This is a genomic window from Ruegeria sp. HKCCA0235A, from assembly GCF_013033235.1.
Lineage (GTDB): Bacteria > Pseudomonadota > Alphaproteobacteria > Rhodobacterales > Rhodobacteraceae > Ruegeria.
Genome location: NZ_WQDQ01000013.1, coordinates 40835 through 62525, shown reverse-complemented (window position 1 = coordinate 62525; position 21691 = coordinate 40835). Strand labels below are relative to the sequence as shown.

Below are 21691 nucleotides of genomic sequence, written 5' to 3'. Positions count from 1 at the left end.
TGATTTCGCTGCGATCCCGAGTTGCTCGTGGGGGCAAACTGACTACATTGGTTTGTAAGAAAGGCCGAGAACAAGCGGTCTTGGCGTGAATGTCGACAAGGAGAGCTCAAGTGCAGGCGAAAGCGCGCAGTGTATCCGTCCGGTGGGACGAAGTGAGTGTTTGGATGCGGCTGATGTGGCTGGCTTTTGCAGGTTCACTGCTGTTGCTGGCGCAATCGGTTGCAGCGCAGGCCAAAAGTGAAAGTTTGGCACCGCTGGCTGAGGAAATCAGCCCGGCAGTAGTGAACATTACCACCAGCACTTTGATCGAAGGCCAGACTGGACCGCAAGGTATTGTTCCTGAAGGCTCTCCGTTCGAGGATTTCTTTCGCGAGTTTCAGGATCGCAACGGTGACAACGGTGACAACGCGCCGCGTAGAAGTAACGCGCTGGGATCTGGGTTCGTGATCTCGGAAGATGGCTTTATCGTCACAAACAACCATGTGATTGCCGAAGCTGATGAGATCCTTGTGGAATTCTTCCCCGGCGATGGGCAACCCAAGAAAGAGCTGGTGGCCAAGGTTATCGGAACGGATGAGAAAACCGATATCGCGCTGCTCAAGGTCGAGGCTTCGGGCCCACTGAAATACGTGAAATTCGGCGACAGCGACGTAGCGCGTGTGGGTGACTGGGTTATCGCCATGGGCAACCCGCTTGGGCAAGGCTTTTCGGTATCGGCGGGGATCGTTTCAGCCCGCAACCGAGCGCTGAGCGGAACCTATGACGATTACATTCAAACGGACGCGGCGATCAACCGTGGCAACTCGGGCGGGCCGCTGTTCAACATGGACGGCGAAGTGATCGGAGTGAACACCGCAATCCTGTCGCCCAACGGCGGTTCAATCGGCATTGGTTTCTCGATGGCGTCGAATGTTGTCGTGAAGGTCGTGGATCAACTGCGCAAATATGGCGAGACCCGCCGCGGGTGGTTGGGCGTCCGTATTCAGGACGTAACCGAGGACATGGCTGAGGCCATGGGCCTGGAAAAGCCAGGCGGGGCGCTGATCAGCGATGTACCGGACGGCCCCGCCAAGGAAGCTGGGTTGAAGGCGGGTGACGTGATCCTCAGCTTTGATGGCGTCGAGGTGGAAGACACGCGAGGTCTGGTGCGTCAGGTCGGTGAAGCAGAAGTTGGCAAGTCGGTCAGAGTGGTCGTGCACCGCGACGGCGGAACCCAGACCGTACTTGTGACACTAGGGCGTCGGGAAGATGCAGAACGCGCTGACACTGGCGAGGAGGAACCGCAGGAAGCTCCGATTGAAGAGAACGCGGATATTCTGGGCCTGACGATTTCCCCCCTGACCGATACGCTGCGTTCAGATTTGGGTCTGGATGGTGATGCAGACGGCCTTGTGATTACAGATGTCGATGAAGCATCTGAGGCGTATGCCAAGGGAATGCGGGCAGGTGATCTGATCACCGAAGCAGGCCAGCAAAAGGTGGAAACCATCGGAGATCTTGAAGCCCGCATGGAAGAATCGCGCGAAGCTGGTCGCAAATCTTTGCTGCTGTTGGTGCGCAGGGGCGGCGATCCGCGTTTTGTGGCGCTGAGCCTCGAGAACTGATTGAACGGGCCGGGAAACCCTCCCGGCCTTTTTTTATTACGGGCCAGACCGGGTATCACCGCCACGCAAAAAAAATGAGCCATACGCAGTGATTGCGTATGGCTCAGATACAGGGAGAGGTCAGTGGACAGATATCGGGGATGATTCTCTGACCTCCTACGGTAACAATCTCACGTTAGGTCAAAGCGTAATCGATGGTCTGTGAACCAGATCACACCGGATCAAATAAGATCTGAATCAGCCAATTCTCGCAGGGCTTCAAAGTCCTGGATCAGCAAACCACCTCGAGAGGCTTCGACCATGTTGTCGCGTTTCCAGATCGAGATGGTTTTGGATACTGCCTCGCGTGTGGCACCGACAAATTCGGCCAGTTCGCTCTGCGACAGGGTGATGCGCGCGGTCGGGTCGTCCTGTAAACTGGACAGGTGCAGCAGCTTGCGGGCCAGCCGAATAGGCATGGGCAGAAAGACCTGCTCGTTCAATTGCAATCCCATCCATCGCATCCGCAATCCGGCCAGACGGATCATATCCACGGCCAGATCAGGCTGTTGCCTGATCTGGTTCATAACGTCGTTGCGGCGCACACGCAGTACACGCGACTTTTCGGCCGCCGCAATGGTGGCCGTACGCGGACCATTGTCGAACAACGCGATTTCACCGAAGACTTCGCCGGGGCGCATCAAGGTAAGTGTCAGTTTGCGGCCGCTCATTGCCAGAAAGGAAACCTCTAACGTGCCTTCCAAAATGGCATAGAGAGAGTCGCCCTCGTCACCTTGTTCAAAAAGTATTTCACCTTGGGACAGAGATATTTCGGTCGCCTGCGCCGAAAGCATTTCTCTGAGCCCGTCGGAAGCTTCGGCAAGGAAGCCGCTGGTGGGAAAGGCCGTCATGTATGCACCGATCTTGGGCAGGGTATGAGAGTGGGTGGTGGCACAACTTCCCATAGCTGGGCGCTCAAGCCAAGAATTTTGTTTGTTTTGGCAGGTCTGGCGGGTGTAAAGGCCGCTATTTCTGCTCGGGATCGTCCATATAGCGTTGCAGAATGCTGAACTGAAGCATCAGGAAGGCCATCAGCGCGATGGGAAAGCCGAAGGTCTCGATCTTGACCCACAGATCCGTCGACATGGTGCGCCAGACGAATTCGTTTGCGGCGGCCAGAACGGCGAAACAAGCACACAGACGGCGCGTGAGTATCATCCAGCCTTCGTGTTTCATCGGCAGCATTTCGTCCAGAACATAGGCCAGGTAGGATTTCTTTTGCATCAGACCGATGCCGAGGATCAGGGCAAACAGACCATAGACAAGTGTGGTTTTCATCTTGAAGAACCGCTCGTCGTTGAACCAGGCTGTGAGACCGCCGAAGAAAATCACCATGATGGCCGTGAAGATCTGCATCCGGCTGAGTTTGCCGGTCAAATACCATAGGATACCCATTGCCCCCAGCATCAGGGGGACAAAGATAATCGTGGCGATAATGAAGCCGGAATACTCGATGCCGCCGATCAGAAAGCTGTCGTCGCGCAGGCGCAGGTAGATGAAGAAGAAGGCCAGCGGGGGGCCAAGTTCCAGAACCTGTTTCAGAAAAGGGTTGATGTCTTTTTTGCCTGTCATCTGTACTTCCTGCTGCTTATCCGCCCATTTCAACTATTACGGCGCCAAGTGCAATCAATGCCATCAGGGCAATGCGTCTTGGGCCAACCGTTTCCTTTAGCACAAGCCAGCCGATCAGCGCAGCGAAGACTGTTGAGGTTTCGCGCAGAACGGCTGCTTCACCGACCTTGTCCAGCCGGGTGGCCAGCATGATCGCCCCGAAGGACAAAGGGGCGATGATACCGCCAGCGAGGCCGCGCAACATCAGCGGGCCAGGCGCAGGTCTGTGCGCCATCGCGCGCCACCTGAGAAATGCGTAGATCGGCATGGCCGCGCCGTCGATCATGAAGAACCAGGCCAAAAAGGTGAACGGATCGGCGGTGGCGCGAATGCCATAGGCATCATAGGTGGTGTACAGGGCCACAAACAGGCCAGTGATGATCGCCAGTGTCAGCGCGATGCCCAGCGTATCCCTGTTGGTTTCCAGGAACCTGAAGTTGTAGGCAGCCAACCCAAATATCCCCGCCAGCAAGGTGGCCACGCCCAGCCATTGAACGGCCGAGAATGTTTCGCCGAACAGAAGATAGGCACCGATGACGGTGAACAGCGGACCCGTCCCGCGCACCACCGGATAGACGACGGTGTAAGAGCCTTTGGTATATGCCATGGCTTGCAATGTCTTGTAGGCGATGTGGATCAGCCAGACGAGCGCGAAGATCGGCCACATATGAGGTTCGGGCCAGGGCACCACGAAAAAGGCGAAGGGGGCGGCCATGAGGCAATAGCAGGCGTCGATCGCGCCGCGGGACAGCCATGGGTCATGCCTGCCTTTTTGCAATGCACCGAAGACCGCGTGCAGGAACGCGGCCATCAAAGCCAGCGCCAATGCCAGCTGGTGTCCGGCTTCGGTGCCTTCGAGAGAGATCAGCCAGTCGCTCAAATACGCGGACCTTTTGCGGAGCGGAGAAGGTGGGGGGCTGTCTGCCCCCCAACACCCCCCGAGGATATTTGGGGCCAGATGAAGCCTGGGATCAGCCTTTGTCGAGACCGGTGAGGGCGGCGGCGAATTCTTCGGGGTCGAAAGGGGCAAGGTCGTCGATCTGTTCACCGACGCCGATCGCGTGGATGGGCAACCCGAATTTGTCTGCCAGGGCAACAAGAACACCGCCCTTGGCCGTGCCATCCAGCTTGGTCATGACCAGACCGGAAACGTCCGCCAGTTTGCGGAACGTTTCCACCTGGCTCAGCGCGTTCTGTCCGGTGGTGGCGTCGAGTACGAGCAAGGTGTTGTGCGGAGCAGTGTCATCAACCTTGCGAATGACGCGGACGATTTTGGCCAGTTCCTCCATCAGGTCGGTGCGGTTTTGCAGGCGGCCCGCCGTATCTATCATCAGCAGATCGGCGCCCTCTGCCTGTGCACGGGTCAGCGCGTCAAAGGCGAGGCTGGCGGGGTCCGAGCCTTCGGGGGCGGTCAGAACCGGAACTCCGGCGCGATCACCCCAGACCTGCAACTGTTCCACGGCCGCGGCGCGGAAGGTATCGCCGGCGGCGATGACGACCTTTTTGCCGGCCTCTTTGAACTGGCTGGCCAGTTTTCCAATTGTCGTGGTCTTGCCCGAGCCGTTGACGCCGACGACCAGCACCACTTGTGGCCGTTTGGGATAGATCGGCAGAGGCTTGGCCACAGGCTCCATCACGCGGGCGATTTCTTGTGCCAGGAGTTGCTTGATCTCTGTGGTCGACAGTTTGCGGCCAAAGCGGCCCTCGGCCATGTTCGACGTGACACGCAAGGCCGTGTCGACGCCCATGTCCGAGGCGATCAGCAGCTCTTCGAGCTGCTCCAGCATGTCATCGTCCAGGGTTCGGCGCATTTCCGTGACGGCGCCTCGATTGAACAGGCGGTTCAGGATACCCTTGGATTCCGGTATTTCCGGCGGCGGAGCGACAGGCGTGGGGTCAGCCGGGATCGGTGCCGGCGGTTCAGCCGGTTGCGGGGCCGGGGCAGGTTCTGGCACTTCCGGAACGGGTTGCGGATCCGGCTGCGGCTGGGGGATCACCGGGTCCGGTGCCGCCGTTTCCTCGCCGCCATCCTCGACGATGGCTTCCAGCCCTTCTTCAAGACGAGATGAAGATTTGAACAGCTTGTCCTTTAGCTTTGAGAAAAACGCCATACTTGGTCTCCACAGGTGTTCCCTTCACCTAATGCGGATTTGCGGCAGTTGCAAAGGGTCACGCAAACGCAAGGACAAAGCCAAGCTGAGCACCCCAGTAAAGGGGCCATACAAGATAGGGCGTCACCTTGAGGGCCGGATGGTGCGGCGGCAGCAGGAACTTCTCGGTTGCGAGGATCAGATCTGACGCGATGAAGGCCATTGCGGCGGGAAAGGCCCACCGAAGGGGACCGGCATCCGGCAGTGCCAGCACCGTGATCCCCATGCCAAGAATGATGGGGATATAGGCCAGAACGGGCCCCTTCAGGTCTCCGGCGCGGGGCGCAAGCAATGTGGCCATGATGATGCCCAGAATGATCAAGGACCATACAATCGCAGGCGCGCTGAGGATCAGCCCGGCAGAACTGATCGGCAATGTCAGGAACAGAGCGATATAGGCCAGATGCCCGGCGGCAAATGCGGCGATGCCCGTCATGAAGGTGGCATCTGTTTCGCGCGACAGCAGCGCGTCGCCTGTCGCACAAAGAGCGAGCGCAAGAACCAACAGCCAAGGCCCACCGTTCATGATGGCCGTGACCGCCAATAGGGCGACCGATGCGGTTTTCAGTGCAGTGCGCAAAGAACCGGCGGGCCGGGAGGTCAGCGGCAGGTACCCAAGGGCACAGCCAAAGGCGATCCAGAACAGTAGGGTTGGCATGTCATCTCCTCGCCGGTTCAGAATAATCTGATCTGGGACGTGGCGTGAAATCAACCGCTTACGTTGAGTTAAGCGCCTTGTGATGACCCCGATCCAACAGGCGAATGGCATGACCGAAGCGCTTCTGACAAAATGGAAGCATGTTCAGGTTCCTGATGATTCTCGCGACTTTTGCCGCACATTCCGTGGCGGCACAAACGCCTTTGTCTGGCTCGGAGTTCGACAAGTATACGCAGGGCAAAACTCTGTTTTACGGGTTCGAAGGTCAGATTTACGGGGTGGAGCGGTATCTTCCGAACCGTCGTGTGATCTGGTCTTTTCTCGACGGGAATTGCAAGGAAGGTATCTGGTATCAGCAGGGTGAGCAGATCTGCTTTGTCTACGAAGACAGGCTGGATCCGCAATGCTGGGTTTTCACTCAATCCGGTGGCGGTTTGATTGCGCAGTTCGAAGGCAATCCGCAAGCGACCGAACTGTATGAGGCCGAGGATCTTGGGGAAGAAATGGTTTGTTACGGGCCGGACGTTGGCGTTTGATCAGTTGGCGCGCAGCTCATCATAATCGATCATGACATGGGTTTGGTAAGCTGTCCTGTCCGTCAACCCTTCATGATAGCGGCGCAAACTGCGCAGTTATGCGCGCGAAATATCGATGTCATAGTAGCGATAGAGTATGTGTCCCAACTGGATATCGGCCAAAGTCAGGCAGGAACCGCACAGGAAAGCGTTTTCAGAAAGTTGCGCATCGGCGATTGTCACGGCCCCAGATGGTCAACACGGCTTAGAACAGTGATCCCTGATCCGGGGTGTCCGGCCTGGGTTTCTTCGAGGGTGATTTCGCGCCCGGGCCGGTGCTGAGAACACCATCGGCGAATTCGATCTCGAGCGCCGTTTGTTTGGCGGCCTGAGCCTTGGTGGTGATCACATTCCCTTCGGCCCGGACGACTGCGTATCCGCGGTCCAAAGTGGCTTTGTAGCTCAGCGTCTCGCGCAGGCGGTCCGTCGCTTCGAGTTGCTGTTTGAGGCGGTCCAGTCGCGTGGTTTGGGCCGTGTGCATTCGATCGCGCAAACGATCGAGGTTTTGCCGCTGCTGGTCGATTTCCCTTTGGATCGGTCGCAAGGACAGGCGCGATGACAGGTTGCGCAGCGATTCCTGTCGCGTCGATATCAAGCTTCGCAGGGTCGAGGGGCGCAGATGAGCAGACAATTCCACCACTTGTAGGCGACGGTTCTGCACCCCTCGGATCAAGGCGGGTGTGAGGCGATCTGCAATCAAATCAAGGCGTTGTCTTGGTGTGTTCAACAGGCTGTCCGGGCGCGGCAGGGCGCGGGACAGATCGCGCAGCCTTTGCGTTCGGCGTTGAACGGCATCCGTTGCCGCGCGGGACAGGCGCGCGGCTTGCTCTTCGGTCCAGGCAAGCAGTTCCATGCGCACCGGAACGGCCAGTTCGGCGGCCGCGGTGGGCGTCGGCGCGCGCTGGTCCGACACGAAATCAATCAGGGTGGTATCGGTTTCATGCCCAACGGCCGAGATCAACGGTATGTCCGACGCGGCTGCGGCGCGGGCGACGATCTCTTCATTGAAACCCCAGAGGTCTTCGATCGATCCGCCGCCACGGGCGACGATGATCAGGTCGGGCCGCGGCAACGCGCCGCCGGGTGTCAGTTGGTTGAAGCCTTCGATGGCGCGGGCGACCTCGGGCGCGCAGTTGGCCCCTTGAACCGCCACAGGCCAGATCAGCACCTTGCGCGGAAACCTGTCCCTGAGCCGATGCAGAATGTCGCGGATCACGGCACCGGAAGGGGATGTCACAACGCCAATGATCTGCGGCAGGTACGGCAGGGGTTTCTTGTGTTCAGGTGCGAACAGACCTTCGGATTCCAGTTGTTTCTTGCGCTTCTCCAGCAGCGCCATGAGCGCGCCCTGACCCGCGACAGAAACCTCATCGACGTTCAGGTTGTATTTGGATTGCGCCCCGAAAGCGGTAAGGCGGCCGGTGACGACGACCTCCAACCCTTCTTCGGGCACAACGGACAGGCCGGAAATCTGACCTTTCCACGTGGTGCAGGCCAAAACGTTCCGGTCGTCCTTGATGTCGTAATAAAGATGCCCGGATCGGGCTTTGAACACGCGCCCAACCTCACCGCGCACGCGGATTCGGCCGAATGAGCCTTCGAGCGTCCGTTTCACCTCACCCGAAATTTCGGACACTGTGTATTCAGGGGTGTTTTGGCCCGGAATCGGGTCATCAAGCAGGTCGGACATTTCAGCGCCTTGTTTCAAATGCGCGCCCAGCTTAGAACGCCGCGCAGGCAAGGCCAAGCAGATCGGAGAGCTTTCATGAATATCCTCATTCTCGGCAGCGGAGGGCGCGAACACAGCCTGGCATGGGCAGTGCTGCAAAACCCCAAATGTGATCGCCTGATCGTTGCTCCGGGGAATGCGGGGATCGCGCAGATCGCGGATTGTGCCGCTCTGGATATTGAAAACGGCGGGGCTGTTGTCGGCTTTGCCGAAGAAAATGCGATTGATTTCGTGATCGTCGGGCCCGAGGCGCCTTTGGCGGCCGGTGTGGGTGATCGGTTGCGCGAAGCCGGAATATTGGTTTTTGGGCCCTCAGCCGAGGCGGCGAAGCTGGAAGCGTCGAAAAGCTTCACCAAGGAAATCTGCGACGCGGCCAACGCCCCCACCGCAGCTTATGCCCGGTTTACCGAGGCTGAGCCTGCCAAAGCCTATATCCGCGAACAGGGCGCACCGATTGTGGTCAAGGCCGATGGTCTGGCCGCGGGCAAGGGCGTTATCGTTGCGATGGACGAAAAGACCGCACTGGACGCCATTGACGACATGTTCGGCGGTGCGTTTGGTGGTGCTGGTGCGGAAGTCGTCATTGAAGAATTCATGGATGGGGAAGAAGCCTCGCTGTTCGTTCTGTGTGATGGTGAGGACATTCTTTCAGTCGGGACGGCCCAGGATCACAAACGGGTTGGCGAAGGCGATACCGGGCCGAACACGGGCGGGATGGGCGCGTATTCTCCGGCGCCGGTGTTGAGCGAAGAGGTGGAGGCGCGCGCGATGGAAGAGATCGTGCGCCCCACCATCGCCGAGATGAAACGCCGGGGAACGCCGTTTCAGGGCGTTCTTTATGCAGGTTTGATGATCAAGGACGGGCGGCCAAGGCTGGTTGAATACAACGTCCGCTTCGGTGATCCGGAATGTCAGGTGTTGATGATGCGGTTGGGCGCGCAGGCGATGGACCTGATGCACGCCGCGGCCGAGGGCAGGTTGGGTGAAATGCGGGTGAATTGGGCGGATGACCATGCGATCACGGTTGTAATGGCGGCCAATGGTTATCCGGGTGCTTACAAGAAAGGCACTGCGATCAAAGGGCTCGAAGGCCTGCCCGAAGACAGCCGGAACATGGTGTTCCACGCTGGTACAAAGAGTGTCGATGGACAGGTGGTTGCATCGGGCGGGCGCGTGCTGAACGTGACCGCCCGTGGGAACACGCTGAAAGAGGCGCGCGACCGGGCCTATGAAATGGTTGAAGCTGTGGGTTGGCCTGACGGGTTTTACCGGCGCGATATCGGATGGCGTGCTTTGGAAGGTTGACGGGGCAGGGGGGTGCCCCCTCGGCCTTGCGGCCTCCCGGCGCTGCGCGCGTTCGCGGTCGAAATCGTCCACTGGACGATTTCCTTTCAACCGCTCACCCCCCCCAGGATATTTTTGGCCAGATGAAGAGGCGGATCAGCAGTTCAGGGCTTGGGCAAGGCTTTTGCGGCCGTGGAACGGGCCCCGGTCGGATGTGATCCAGCCGTTGTCGTAGAAGACGCTGACGATCCGCGTCCAGTCGGCGCTGGCCACGATTAATTCCGGGCGGTCGCCGCAGGTGCGCAGGCCACCGGAAATGAAATCTTCACCGATCCTGTGGTTGGTCAATCCGGGCAGAGCCGCGATTTCGGTCAGGGCGTTGTCTTTGTAGCGCCAGATGCGCAGCGTTTTGGCAAGGTGCGGACGGTCGATATAGGCGATCTCGACATGTCCGTCGCCGTCCAGGTCGGCTGCCCCGATCGGGGCGAGCCAGCGGAAGCGGGTACCGATATGAGGCGTGGCCGCGATCTTGTCTCCGGCGGCGTCGTAGATCGCAAGTTGAGCCCCTGATTTGTCGTGGGATTCAACGACAATTGCTTCGCGCGCGCCGTCCAGGTTGACGTCTGCCAAACGCGGAGCGAGGTCTTCGAACACGCGATCCTGCGGCAGTCGAACAGTTACGACCGTAGTGTCGGTCGTGAATTCCAGCGCGCCATATTCGATCGTGTCACCCAGGACGCCATGGGCGTAACGGGTGGTTGGTTCTGTGAAACGGGCGCCGTTGATGGTTTCCGCCGCGTCAGCCGGTTGCTGTGAGAGCCAAAGTCCGAAAGATAGCAAAGCGCCGCGTGCCCGAGATTGCCAAAAGCGGCGGGGCAGGCGCGGCGCATTGTTGTGCATCAGATCTGCTTTTCAGGCATCTGAACGACCAGACCGTCCAGCGCATCGGTGACCTTGATCTGGCAGGTCAGGCGCGAGCGGGCCGGGTCGGGCTCATAGGCAAAGTCCAGCATGTCTTCTTCCATGTCATCCTTGGCCGGGATTTTCTCGACCCAGTCGGGGTGGACGTAGACATGGCAGGTCGAGCAGGCGCAGGCGCCGCCACAATCGGCCTCAATGCCGGGAATGTTGTTGTCACGGGCCCCTTCCATGACGGTCAGTCCGTTGGCGACCTCGACTGTGTGTTCGGTACCGCCGTGCTCGACATAGGTGATCTTTGCCATTGCGTGCGTCTTCCTTTTGCGATGTTCGATTTCTTCCTTAGTGAAGGCATTTAGGTCTTTCCAGCCTCATTTGCGACTCAGCGCGCCGTGTATGGACTTTCTTGTGGTTTGTTCTATTTTTGTTCTTATGCTTGTTACACCCATTCGCCCTGTGGTTTCAAACCGGGATTGGCCGCGCCCGCCGTCCTGTCTGCCTTCCAGCCAACTGGATTCCCCGCCCGAGGGCGCGCGCGTGGCTGTGGCCGGGCTTGTGATCCTGCGGCAGAGGCCGGGGACGGCCAAGGGCGTGATCTTTCTGACGCTTGAAGATGAGACCGGGATCGTGAATGTGGTGGTGTGGCGCAAAATCTACGAACGGTTCCGCCGTGCGGTGATTTCGGGGCGGTTGCTGAAGGTGACGGGCCGGATGCAGCGGGCGCATTCAGTGACCCATGTGATTGCGGAAGAAATCGAGGATATTTCGGGGATGCTGGATATGCTGGTTCAGGGCGCAGGGGCGGCCTGCCGTGACGGACAATAGCGAGCGGCTGTCTTGCCGCCTTGCGCACAGCAAGACCTGTGCGCCGATGAATGTCGGTAAGTTCTCGCATATCACGCTGGGTCAAAGGCGCTTTTCCGCCAATTCGGCATTGGTCGGTCGACTCTTTGATGTCGTGTTAGTACTGCGGGCATCTCTATGCGTCGGCCTGTGTCTGAACGCAGGCGCGACGGCACGCTACTCAACATCTTCTCAGAGTCAGTTCAGATGCCCGAAGTAACACGAAATGGATCGTTCGAAAAAACCGTCCAGCTGGATGAGAGCCAGATTGCCGGTCGCCTTGGCGAACTGTTGGAGCATACGCGTTCAAAAGGATACGTGCATACCGCCAGAATGATCGAGGAAGCATTGAGTGCCCACTCTTTCGAGCGCAGACACCTTGGGAATACCCAAAAATACCTCTCGGAATTGCAGCGTCTGAAGCGAAAAGAGATGACACGCTTGGTGCGGGAAACGGATGGGAAGAAGCAAGCGGCTTTTGTTCTGACACCCCGGATGCGCGTTGACCACAGAAATCCTGCCGCGCTGCGCAGTGGAGCTTGGAGGAACACCCCGATGCCTTTCCCGGAGGAACCCGAATTCAAGTTTCGCTAGCCGAACCTGCCGTGGCCAAGGCGGACAGGGCTGATGATCCGCGTCAATCCAAACGGGTTTTCAACGCAGTCATCGTTTGAACAAGACCTCCTGCGCCTGCTTGTCACGATTGTCTCCTCGTAGCTCTGCGTGCAGAGCGCGTCCGGCCTGAACACCGGGGCGGGCGCCGACGGTCTTCAGCCAGCGCGCAAAGTGGGGTTTGTCATCCAGCACTTGCTGCTGCCCTTCCCACAGGCTGGCCCAGCCCCAGATCGACATGTCTGCAATCGAATAGAAGTCTCCGGCAACGTATTCGTTCTCGGCCAGCCGTCTGTCGAGCACCCCGTACAGACGACCGACCTCGGCCCGGTATCGATCTTTGGCATAGGGCAGGTCCTGTGGCGGGTTCAGTTGCGGGGCGTATTTCAGGAAGTGATGCGCCTGACCTGCCATCGGGCCAACACCGCCCATCTGCCACATAAGCCATTCTTCGACGGCGATCCGATCACGCTCGGTCTTGCCATAGAACTGCCCGGTCTTGCGGGCCAGATACATCAGAATTGCCCCGCTTTCAAAAACCGAGATCTGTGCACCATCCGGCCCGTCAGGGTCCACGATTGCGGGCATACGGTTGTTCGGGGCGATCTTCAGGAACTGCGGGTCGAACTGATCGCCCTTTCCGATATTGACCAGATGCGTGGTGTAGGGCAGTTCCATCTCCTCAAGGGCGATGGACACTTTCCAGCCGTTCGGTGTGGGCCAGAAGTACAGATCAATCGGGTCGGCCATGTGTTCTCCTGATGTTGAAGGGATCATGCGGGTTTCTGCCGGTTCGGCAAGGGCCGCTTACGAAAGCGTGACTGAAACGCAGGCCGGGCTTGACCGCAAACCGCCCGGGGCGTATTGCCATCCCAGAGCTTCGTGGCGATTTGTTACCGGATTGCGGGCCACGCTAAACAACACCGCTAAAAGGTCAGGATGAAAGACCCCTTTCGCTTGGCCGCGTCTGGGGTTTTTTGTTTGCCTCCGCCGGAGGCTGAAAGGGAATGAGATGAGCGAGAACTGGAACAAACGCACCCAAGCCGTCCATGGCGGTGTCCGCCGCAGTCAGTACAACGAGGTGAGCGAGGCGATTTTCCTGACGCAGGGCTTTGTGTACGAAACTGCCGAACAGGCCGAAGCCCGGTTTCTGGAATGCGGCCCCGATGAGTTCATCTATGCCCGCTATGGCAACCCGACCGTGTCTATGTTCGAACAGCGCATCGCGGCCCTTGAAGGTGGCGAGGATGCGTTCGCGACGGCCTCGGGCATGGCGGCGGTGAACGGTGCGCTGACCTCGATGCTGAAGGCCGGGGACCATGTTGTTTCAGCAAAGGCACTGTTCGGGTCCTGCCTGTACATTCTGGAAAACATCCTGACCCGTTTTGGCGTCGAGGTGACTTTTGTGGACGGCACCGATCTGGAGCAATGGCAGACAGCGATCCGCCCGGACACCAAGGCGGTCTTCTTCGAGTCGATGTCGAACCCGACTCTTGAAGTGATCGACATCGCATCCGTGTCAAAGTTGGCCCATGCCGTTGGGGCGATTGTGGTGGTGGACAACGTGTTTTCGACGCCCGTCTTTTCGCGCGCGATAGAACAGGGCGCGGATGTAGTCGTTTATTCGGCGACCAAGCATATTGACGGACAGGGCCGTGCGCTGGGCGGTGTCATCATCGGCACCAGGGATTTCATCCGCGGAACCGTCGAGCCGTATCTGAAGCATACCGGCGGCGCGCTCAGCCCGTTCAATGCCTGGGTCATGCTCAAAGGTCTGGAAACCATGGCGCTGCGCGTCAATGCGCAGGCCGACAGTGCACAACGGATCGCAGAGGCGCTGGAAGGGCATCACGCGTTGGCGCGCACCCTTTACCCCGGTTTGAAGACCCACGCGCAAAATGCTCTGGTTCAATCGCAACTTGGTGGAAAAGGCGGGACTGTATTGTCCTTGGATGTCAAGGGCGGCAAGGACGCGGCTTTTGCTTTCCTCAATGCGCTGACCATTCCTGTGATCTCGAACAATCTGGGCGATGCCAAGTCGATCGCAACGCACCCGGCGACCACAACGCACCAGCGTCTGAGCGATGCGCAGAAGGACGAGTTGGGCATTACGCCGGGCCTGATCCGTTTTTCCGTTGGCCTGGAAGACGCCGGAGACCTGCTGGCAGACATCCAGCAGGCATTGGAGGCTTCGCAGAAGCAAACAGCAGCACAGTGACAAGCCTCTTACCACTAGGGGTCGTCGCGTTATCTGTGAACGCGGCGTCTTTCCGGGTGGTGTTCGCGGTTGAAGCTTGGCCTTTGTGTCTGCGAAAGGCGTATTTCGTTGCAGAATGACGGTTTTGCGCCGGTTTTTTCAATCCGGACTGCTATTGCCTGCGTATTGGGTTAAACTGGTAAATCACCTGCAGTCGTATATATTTCTACGACCAATCGAGGAACCGCAGCCGATGAACATCCACCCGCGCGACATTGATGAGACCCCGGATCAGGAAAAAGCCGCCGAGGCCCTGAAAGTTCTGCGGCAATGGGCGGAATCTGCGACGGCATCCGAGATCACCCAGCTGGATCCGGCTATTGCGCGGCTGGTGCCCGGCCTGACGCAGGTGAACTATCCTTCGCTTTCGCGCGAGTACCCGGAGGGTTTCTCGGTTGACGCGAATTACCGCGCGTCTTTGCCCGACTTGCAAAACGGCCCGTCCAGCTTGATACGCGGTGCCAAACAACAGATTCAGCATGTTGGCATCTCGAACTTTCGCCTGCCGATCCGTTTCCATCGGAAAGATGGGGAAGACCTGACGCTTGAGACGTCTGTTACGGGCACCGTCAGCCTTGAGGCCGAGAAAAAGGGCATCAATATGTCCCGGATCATGCGGTCTTTTTACAAACATGCCGAGCGTACATTCAGCTTCGAAGTGATGCAGGCGGCGCTTGACGACTATATGACCGATCTGGACAGCTTTGACGCTCGTATCCAAATGCGGTTTTCTTACCCCGACAAGGTCAAGAGCCTGAGATCAGGTCTGGAAGGATATCAATATTACGACATCGCACTGGAACTGGTGGAGTCGGGCGGTGTGCGCCAGAAGATCATGCATCTGGACTATGTCTATTCCTCGACCTGCCCGTGCTCTCTGGAGTTGAGCGAACATGCTCGTGCCATGCGGGGACAACTGGCGACACCGCATTCGCAACGATCTGTCGCGCGGATTTCCGTGGTGGTGGATTGCGATGCCGATTGTCTTTGGTTTGAAGACCTGATCGGGTTGTGCCGACGCGCGGTGCCGACCGAAACTCAGGTCATGGTCAAACGTGAAGACGAACAGGCTTTTGCCGAGTTGAACGCAGCCAATCCGATTTTTGTCGAAGATGCGGCGCGCTTGTTCTGCGCTGAATTGCTGGCAGATCATCATGTTGGTGATTTCCGGATAATAGCCAGCCATCAGGAAAGCCTGCATAGCCACGACGCTGTGTCGATTCTGACCGAAGGCCCAACCTTTGCGGCATCCAGCTTGGATCCAAGATTGTTCAACACTTTGTTTCACGTTGGGTGAACACCGCCGTGTAAGCGATTAGGATTTAATCAGAGATTGCGGCGGTAGGCGTTCTTTTGCCGCAATGCAGCAAAAATGCTGCATTTGCGCAGTCGTTTGTTGTATATCTATCGTGAATGCAGCAGCTGGATGCTTGCCATTTGATTGGCTGGCCGCCCCGAAAAGGATGCCGAGACGTGAGACGCCTTGGACTGCAAGACCGCGACCACCGTTCGAGAAATCGAAGAGGGCAAGGCGTTTTATCCATCACATTTGTGCTGCATCGTTATTACAGGAGAAGCATGTAATGAATCCGATTACCCAACCGCTGGAGTTTCAAGCTGCGGCAATTCGCATGGCTGGTTACGCAATGGTCAACCAGATGAAGATCATGCAGATCGTAGCCCGTTCAGCGTTCGAATTGCCGATGGCTCCTGTGCAGGCGTTGCACGTGGCTGCGGCGTCCCCGGAAAAGCCGGTGGAAAAGACGACGGTCAAGGCAAAAGCCACTGCGCCGCGTGTGCAAAAAGCTGCCGTCAAAAAGACCGCAGCAGTGAAAAAAACCGTAACGAAGGTCACCGCCGGTAAACCTGAGCCCAAACCTGCGGAGTTTTCCGCGAAGCCGCGCGCCGCCGTCACGCCAAAGGCTGAACCTGCGGCGATAGCAAAGCCGGTACCAAAACCAGCACCCAAACCGGCGCCGCAGCCAAAAACAGAATCGAAACCGGCTGCAGCTGTTGCAAAAAACGCCAAACCGGCTGCGCGGAACGCGACTGCAACCACGTCTTCCTCTCGCGCGTCGGCCCCGGCAAAAAAACCTCGTACCCGACCGGCGGCTTCTGCGACCAAGGCACCTGCTGCGCGTGCCAAAGCCGCTAAGCCTATCGAACAAACCGTTTCGACCCCAGCAAAAACCGCGCCCCTTGCTCCCAAAGCAGAAACTCAGCAGTCGGCGCCCGCTGCTGCGCGGTCAAAACCTGCGGCATCGGCAGAACAATCAAAACCGCAGGCGCGCAAAACGCGACCGCCGTCGAAACCGCCCGCAATGCCGGGAGCGGATACCAAAACAGACACGTAAACCGGGATCATCTGCTTGACACGGTCGGGCTGGCGCGCCAACGCTGCGCGTTATGATGGATCTTCGCCCGGTCGGATATGTGATTGGCTTGCTGGTCGCCATTCTTGGGGCGACCATGCTGTTTCCTATGCTCGCGGACATTATCGAAGGTCGCGGCGAATGGAATGTGTTCCTGGAAAGCGCGATAATCACAATGCTGACCGGATCCGTCCTGGCGATGAGTTGCTCGAACGGTGTGGGCGAGGGGCTGACCATCCGGCAGACCTTTTTGCTGACAACCGGTGTTTGGGTCGCGCTGCCGGTGTTTGGTGCAATCCCGTTTCTGTTCGGTGAAACCGAGCTGCGCTTTGTCGATGCCTATTTTGAGGCGATGTCAGGCCTTACGACGACCGGTTCGACCGTAATATCAGGGTTGGACACGCTGCCAAAGGGCCTTTTGTTGTGGCGCGGTATCCTGCAATGGCTGGGAGGCATCGGTATCATCGTCGTCGCGATGGTATTCCTGCCCGAATTGCGGGTTGGTGGCATGCAAATCTTCCGCTCGGAAGGATTTGAAACCATGGGGAAAATCCTGCCTCGCGCGCAGGAGATTGCGGGGCAGATTTCCCTGATCTACGTCTTCCTGACTCTTGTGTGCGTGCTGGTCTATGCCGCGTTTGGGATGAGCTTTTTTGACGCGTTAGTGCATGCTTTCACGACGGTGTCCACGGGCGGTTTTTCGAACTATGATGCCTCGTTTGGAACATTTTCAGGCCCGGCCGAATATGCTGCATCCGTCTTCATGATACTGGCGGCTCTTCCCTTTGTGCGCTATGTCCAGTTGGCCAATGGTCATACGGCGTCGTTATGGAAAGACAGTCAAATCCGGGCATTTCTGGCGACCATTCTGGTTCTGGTTGTCATCATGTCAGTCTTTCTGACCTCGGTCTTTCCGCATCATTGGGAACAGGCGTTCCGCGAGTCACTGTTCAACATCACCTCGATCATTTCGGGGACAGGATATGCCAGTGTCGATTACATGGGGTGGGGCAGCTTTCCGATCATGCTGTTTTTCCTGATCGGATTGATCGGTGGATGCGCGGGGTCGACTGCGTGCTCGATCAAGGTTTTTCGCTATCAGTTGCTGTTCGCCTCAATCAAAAGCCAGATCAAACGGATCAGGTCCCCACATGGCGTGTTCATGCCGCTCTATGATGGAAGGCCGGTCGGACGGGACGTTCTGACCTCGGTGATGAGTTTTTTCATGTTCTTCGTTCTGTCGATGGGAGTGTTGTCCTGGGCGTTGGCACTGACAGGTCTGGACTTCATTACTTCGGTGTCCGGGGCCGCGACGGCGCTGGCGAACGTTGGACCGGGTCTCGGCGATCAGATCGGACCGGCGGGTAATTTTGCGGGTCTCAACGATACGGCCAAATGGCTGCTGACAACTGGAATGCTGGTCGGGCGGCTCGAGCTTTTAGCGGTATACGCGATCTTCACCGTTCAATTCTGGAGAGGCTGATGAAAAGACCCCTTGGCGCGCAAATCTCGCATATGCTCAAGGATCGTGGCGTGGATGTGATTTTCGGTATACCGGGCGTCCACAACCAGGAAATGTATCGTGGTATCGAAGAGGCCGGCATCACGCATGTTCTGGCCCGGCACGAGCAGGGGGCCGGATTCATGGCTGACGGTTACGCGCGCGCGACCGGCCTGCCGGGCGTCGCCTATGTGATCACCGGTCCCGGTTTGTGCAACATCATGACCCCGATCGGACAGGCCTACAGCGACTCGGTTCCGATGCTGATTCTGTCCTCCTGTCTGGATGAAACGCAGGCTGTCCGGGGTCAGTTGCACCAGATGAAAGATCAACGTGCTGCCGCCGGTACGGTTGCGGATTGGTCCGTACAGGCCAACTCCGCCGAAGCTGCCTATGGGCTGATAGAACGGGCGTTTGAAGAATTTGAGCTTTCGCGCCCGCGCCCCAAGCACATTCAGGTGCCCATCGCGCAGTTGCAGGCCGAGGCCGACTCCGCGCCGTTCCCCAACCAGCCCGCGCTGCGCACCAAAGCCTTGCCGCCTGACGTGTCATCGGTCGTGTCCATGTTGAACCTGGCCCGCAGGCCGCTGTTCATCCTGGGCGGCGGATGCAGGTCGAATGATTGGCGTCAGATTTTGACACAGCTGGGGGCGGCCTGTTTTACCACGTATGCCGGGCGCGGGCTGCCGGGCGCAAATTATCCGCTGGACTTCGGGTCCATGTTGCCGCGTCCCGGCAGCGCCGAGGTAATCGCGTCGGCGGATCTGGTCGTTGCGGTGGGGGCCGAGCTGGGCGAGGTCGATTTGTGGCGGCAGGATTTGGGGCACAAGGCGACCTTGATACGCGTCGACCTCGACCCCGAAGTTCTTTCCGATCGCCATCGCGCCGCCATCAAGCTGCAAGTCGACAGCCAGAGCTTTGCCCGCGCCTTGTGGCACGCAACTCAGGACATGAAACCAGCAACAGGCTGGTCACCCGAGGAAGTCGCCGAGATGCGCGCCCGCTGGCGTGCCGAGGTGGATGCAGAGCGGCCCGGAATCGTGCCGATCGCGGACGCTTTGCGTGCGGCCATGCCGGCCGACACCATGATCTATTCGGACATGACGCAGTTTGCCTATGTCGCCAAAGAGGTATGGGACATGGCCTATCCTCATCACTGGCATCATCCGACGGGGTTTGGCACTCTTGGCTATGGGTTGCCCGCCGGTATTGGCGGGGCGGTTGCCCGGCGCGGCAAACCCACGGCGGTTATCGCCGGGGATTACGGGTTCCATTACACAATGCAGGAACTGGGCGTGGCGGTTGAGTTGGGATTGTCGCTGCCCATCATTCTATGGGACAATGGCAAACTAAAGGAAATCGAGGACAGTATGGTGCGCAGCCAGATCGCGCCCAACGCGGTCATGGCGCATAATCCCGATTTCTGCAAACTTGCCGAAGCCTTTGGTGCGCGCTCCTCGGCGCCTTCGAATGTGGCAGAGATGCAAAGTGCAGTAAGGGCCGCATTCGATGCGCCTGTGCCGACCTTGATCCACGTCACACCTGACATTCTGTAACGAAAATGCGCCGCACTTTCATGCGGCGCTTTTTTGCTGAGGTGCTGTCGGATCAATCCCAGCAGTGAACCAGAACCGTCATGCCGGTTGCGCGCCGGTTCAACTCATTGGGTGATATCTGTATGGTTTCTTCGCTCGACTGACCGGACACTCCGGCCTCTGCAAGAATTTCGGTCAACCGATCAACGGTGGCCGCAAGGCTGACCGAAGCGGGCAGGGTGCGCCCTTCGGACGGTGTGGGCAACAACATTCCGACGACGTTGCCGCTGTCGTTGAAGACCGGGCCGCCTGCATCACCGGGTTGGGCGTTCAGCGCCAGACGCTTGACGCCGGTCTCACCGCTCAGCCCACGTATGTCCGCGACCTGCCCGTAGGTCAGGGTGGGGCCACCCAATGCGCCCTGATAGGAAAAGCCGGACACGGCCACTTCCGACTTGATGCGCGGCTTGGTGGCACTGAACGCGGCGACGCTCATGGGGGCGAGCGTTTTTGCAGGGCGCAGGACTGCCACGCCAAGTTCAGGGTCCGTCAGGGCCAGTTGAACCTCTTGATCACCATCCAGAGTGATCCGCGTGCAGCTCTCCGCGGCCTCGGAAACCGTCAGTACTGTCCCGTTCTCATCCGCGAAGAAACCAGAGCGCGTCAGCCGAGGCTTGCGGACCTGAAGGCCCGACACCAGATCGATGCGCTGTTCTGCGGAAGCACCGGCGGCGGCATCCAGAACCGCATCCGTCGTGCTGAAGCTGGACGTCATCGCTGACAGAACTCGCAGGCGACGTGCCTCGTCTCCTTCGGGCCAGACAAGGGTGAAGCCCTTGATTTTTCCATCGGCCAATTGCGCTTGCGTAAAGGACACTTTGCCGTTGCCGCGTCCTTCAAGGGTAAACCGGTCGCGGCCCAGTTCACGAGGGCCATTCAGTGGAACGATCTCAAGCGATTGCATCACCTCGTAAAGCGCGCGGAGCGTGTTCTTGTCCCCCTCCTGGCTGATCAGCAGCGCCTTGGCGTTCAGGTCAGAGCTGCTTTTGAAATGTGCGAAGGGGGCCTCATAGCGATCAAGGCTAACAGCGCCCAGAGGCATGTCGAGCACGATCCCGGCCTTGTCGTCGGAATACCGCTCCATTCCGACAGAGATCAGCGGCGCGTTGTATTCATCCATCAGGGCCTTGCGCTGCAACGTCGTCAGAACGCCCGTGGCGTCAAACCCGTTATAGCGCTGCCAATCGCTCATCGATCGGCGGGTGCCTTGCCCGAACGCACCATCAATGGTCGAGTTGTAAAACCCCGCCGCGCGCAGAGCCGTTTGCAGATCCTTGCGTTCCTGCGCGGTCAACAGACGTTCGGACTGAAGCGCCTGCGCACGGGTTTCATCCGAATCCTGTGGTGTGGCGACTGCCGGAGCCTCTTCCGGTTGTGGCGCTTGTTCAATTGGTGCCGCGACGGCGCCACGGTTCAGAACGTTTGCCCCGATGGGCCAGAACTGTTGCCCCATCGCGCTGGAAAACGCGATGTAACTGTCGCGCGGGATCTGGCCTTCCGCCCGATAGACGCGCAGCACCTGTTCGGCGTCGGCCCGCGCATAGGGGCCGATCACGATCGCGTACCAGCCGCTGTTCAGGCGAAACCCGTTCACGTCCGGCAAAGCGCTGGCATAGGCCTGTGCCCGTTCCTGCGCTTCGCGCAGCGAGGGCCGCGCCTCGACCTGGACCCAGACGCCGGGATCTTGTTGTGCGGCTGCGGCGCGCAGGCCGACCAGAAGAAACAATAGGATTGCTGAAAATACGCGTGTCATAGTCTGCCCGTCTTATGCAGTGTTCGTGCTTTGGCGCAGAATACGCGAATTCATTTGCGAAAAGCCATGCCGCGAATGCGGGGAATTTACGGTGTGGCCCTGCAGATACAGGCTTGACCCCAAGCCCCGTTGACGCCCCTTTGCCCCTTGCATAGGAAGGGCAAAACCGAACGGAACCGGGCGCAAAGGC

21 protein-coding genes and 1 riboswitch are annotated in these 21691 nt (G+C 58.7%); of the genes, 10 read left to right on the top strand and 11 right to left on the bottom strand.

Annotated features, from left to right (window positions below; all coding sequences use genetic code 11):
• The first annotated feature begins 89 nt into the window (after nt 1–89).
• The gene (locus GOW56_RS19030; RefSeq protein ID WP_171206879.1) at nt 90–1604 is read left to right on the top strand and encodes a Do family serine endopeptidase; all 1515 of its coding nucleotides are present in this window, start codon (nt 90–92) and stop codon (nt 1602–1604) included.
• A 221-nt stretch (nt 1605–1825) separates the two neighbouring features.
• Here GOW56_RS19030 and GOW56_RS19025 read toward each other — a convergent pair whose 3' ends face one another.
• The 5 genes from GOW56_RS19025 to GOW56_RS19005 all read right to left on the bottom strand — a co-directional run bounded on the left by GOW56_RS19025 (nt 1826) and on the right by GOW56_RS19005 (nt 6062).
• Entirely contained in the window at nt 1826–2494 is a 669-nt protein-coding gene (locus GOW56_RS19025) for a Crp/Fnr family transcriptional regulator (RefSeq protein WP_152457593.1), read from the bottom strand.
• A 115-nt stretch (nt 2495–2609) separates the two neighbouring features.
• Nucleotides 2610–3215, bottom strand: coding sequence for an inner membrane-spanning protein YciB (locus tag GOW56_RS19020; RefSeq protein WP_152457594.1), 606 nt, complete (start codon nt 3213–3215; stop codon nt 2610–2612).
• A gap of 16 nt (nt 3216–3231) precedes the next feature.
• Entirely contained in the window at nt 3232–4134 is a 903-nt protein-coding gene (locus GOW56_RS19015; protein WP_171170590.1) for an EamA family transporter, read from the bottom strand.
• 91 nt (nt 4135–4225) lie between these two features.
• Nucleotides 4226–5365: a signal recognition particle-docking protein FtsY gene (gene ftsY / locus GOW56_RS19010; RefSeq protein ID WP_171206878.1), complete on the bottom strand. Its 1140-nt coding sequence runs from the start codon at nt 5363–5365 to the stop codon at nt 4226–4228.
• A 58-nt stretch (nt 5366–5423) separates the two neighbouring features.
• Entirely contained in the window at nt 5424–6062 is a 639-nt protein-coding gene (locus tag GOW56_RS19005) for a lysoplasmalogenase (protein WP_171206877.1), read from the bottom strand.
• A 155-nt stretch (nt 6063–6217) separates the two neighbouring features.
• Here GOW56_RS19005 and GOW56_RS19000 point away from each other — a divergent pair, with 155 nt between their 5' ends.
• Nucleotides 6218–6598, top strand: a complete 381-nt coding sequence (locus GOW56_RS19000; RefSeq protein ID WP_171206909.1) for a hypothetical protein — start codon at nt 6218–6220, stop codon at nt 6596–6598.
• 96 nt (nt 6599–6694) lie between these two features.
• Here GOW56_RS19000 and GOW56_RS22030 read toward each other — a convergent pair whose 3' ends face one another.
• Nucleotides 6695–6820: a glutathione binding-like protein gene (locus GOW56_RS22030; protein WP_367396925.1), complete on the bottom strand. Its 126-nt coding sequence runs from the start codon at nt 6818–6820 to the stop codon at nt 6695–6697.
• A 22-nt stretch (nt 6821–6842) separates the two neighbouring features.
• Nucleotides 6843–8327 carry an exodeoxyribonuclease VII large subunit gene (gene xseA, locus GOW56_RS18990; RefSeq protein WP_171206876.1) on the bottom strand — a complete coding sequence of 495 codons (1485 nt, stop codon included), beginning with the start codon at nt 8325–8327 and terminating at the stop codon, nt 6843–6845.
• A 75-nt stretch (nt 8328–8402) separates the two neighbouring features.
• Between xseA and purD the strand changes: the two genes are divergently transcribed.
• The gene (gene purD / locus GOW56_RS18985) at nt 8403–9671 is read left to right on the top strand and encodes a phosphoribosylamine--glycine ligase (RefSeq protein WP_171206875.1); all 1269 of its coding nucleotides are present in this window, start codon (nt 8403–8405) and stop codon (nt 9669–9671) included.
• 135 nt (nt 9672–9806) lie between these two features.
• Here the strand turns inward: purD and GOW56_RS18980 are convergent, their stop codons facing one another.
• Nucleotides 9807–10550: a VCBS repeat-containing protein gene (locus GOW56_RS18980; RefSeq protein ID WP_171206874.1), complete on the bottom strand. Its 744-nt coding sequence runs from the start codon at nt 10548–10550 to the stop codon at nt 9807–9809.
• Nucleotides 10550–10873, bottom strand: a complete 324-nt coding sequence (locus tag GOW56_RS18975; protein WP_152457603.1) for a 2Fe-2S iron-sulfur cluster-binding protein — start codon at nt 10871–10873, stop codon at nt 10550–10552. The genes GOW56_RS18980 and GOW56_RS18975 overlap by 1 nt, the downstream gene beginning before the upstream one ends.
• A gap of 127 nt (nt 10874–11000) precedes the next feature.
• Between GOW56_RS18975 and GOW56_RS18970 the strand changes: the two genes are divergently transcribed.
• Nucleotides 11001–11393, top strand: coding sequence for an OB-fold nucleic acid binding domain-containing protein (locus tag GOW56_RS18970; RefSeq protein ID WP_152459842.1), 393 nt, complete (start codon nt 11001–11003; stop codon nt 11391–11393).
• Between the two features lie 225 nt (nt 11394–11618).
• Nucleotides 11619–12005 (top strand): hypothetical protein, encoded by a 387-nt coding sequence (locus tag GOW56_RS18965; protein ID WP_171206873.1) that lies wholly within the window; start codon nt 11619–11621, stop codon nt 12003–12005.
• A gap of 69 nt (nt 12006–12074) precedes the next feature.
• Here the strand turns inward: GOW56_RS18965 and GOW56_RS18960 are convergent, their stop codons facing one another.
• Entirely contained in the window at nt 12075–12773 is a 699-nt protein-coding gene (locus tag GOW56_RS18960; RefSeq protein WP_171119572.1) for a glutathione S-transferase N-terminal domain-containing protein, read from the bottom strand.
• Between the two features lie 122 nt (nt 12774–12895).
• A riboswitch (SAM riboswitch) is annotated at nt 12896–12973 on the top strand.
• Nucleotides 12974–13035: 62 nt separating this feature from the next.
• Here GOW56_RS18960 and metZ point away from each other — a divergent pair.
• From metZ to GOW56_RS18935, 5 genes are all read left to right on the top strand, one after another.
• Complete coding sequence (gene metZ / locus GOW56_RS18955) at nt 13036–14241, top strand: O-succinylhomoserine sulfhydrylase (protein ID WP_171206872.1); 1206 nt, start codon at nt 13036–13038, stop codon at nt 14239–14241.
• A 232-nt stretch (nt 14242–14473) separates the two neighbouring features.
• The gene (folE2, locus tag GOW56_RS18950) at nt 14474–15577 is read left to right on the top strand and encodes a GTP cyclohydrolase FolE2 (RefSeq protein WP_171206871.1); all 1104 of its coding nucleotides are present in this window, start codon (nt 14474–14476) and stop codon (nt 15575–15577) included.
• 133 nt (nt 15578–15710) lie between these two features.
• Nucleotides 15711–16634, top strand: a complete 924-nt coding sequence (locus GOW56_RS18945) for a hypothetical protein (RefSeq protein ID WP_217358842.1) — start codon at nt 15711–15713, stop codon at nt 16632–16634.
• A gap of 52 nt (nt 16635–16686) precedes the next feature.
• A complete protein-coding gene (locus tag GOW56_RS18940) occupies nt 16687–18135 on the top strand; it encodes a TrkH family potassium uptake protein (protein ID WP_152457609.1) in 1449 nt (482 codons plus the stop codon).
• Nucleotides 18135–19709, top strand: a complete 1575-nt coding sequence (locus GOW56_RS18935) for a thiamine pyrophosphate-binding protein (protein ID WP_171206869.1) — start codon at nt 18135–18137, stop codon at nt 19707–19709. Before GOW56_RS18940 ends, GOW56_RS18935 begins: the two co-directional genes overlap by 1 nt.
• 52 nt (nt 19710–19761) lie before the next feature.
• On the opposite strand, the gene GOW56_RS18930 is transcribed toward GOW56_RS18935, so the two are convergent.
• Entirely contained in the window at nt 19762–21501 is a 1740-nt protein-coding gene (locus GOW56_RS18930) for a serine protease (RefSeq protein WP_171206868.1), read from the bottom strand.
• Nucleotides 21502–21691: the final 190 nt, after the last annotated feature.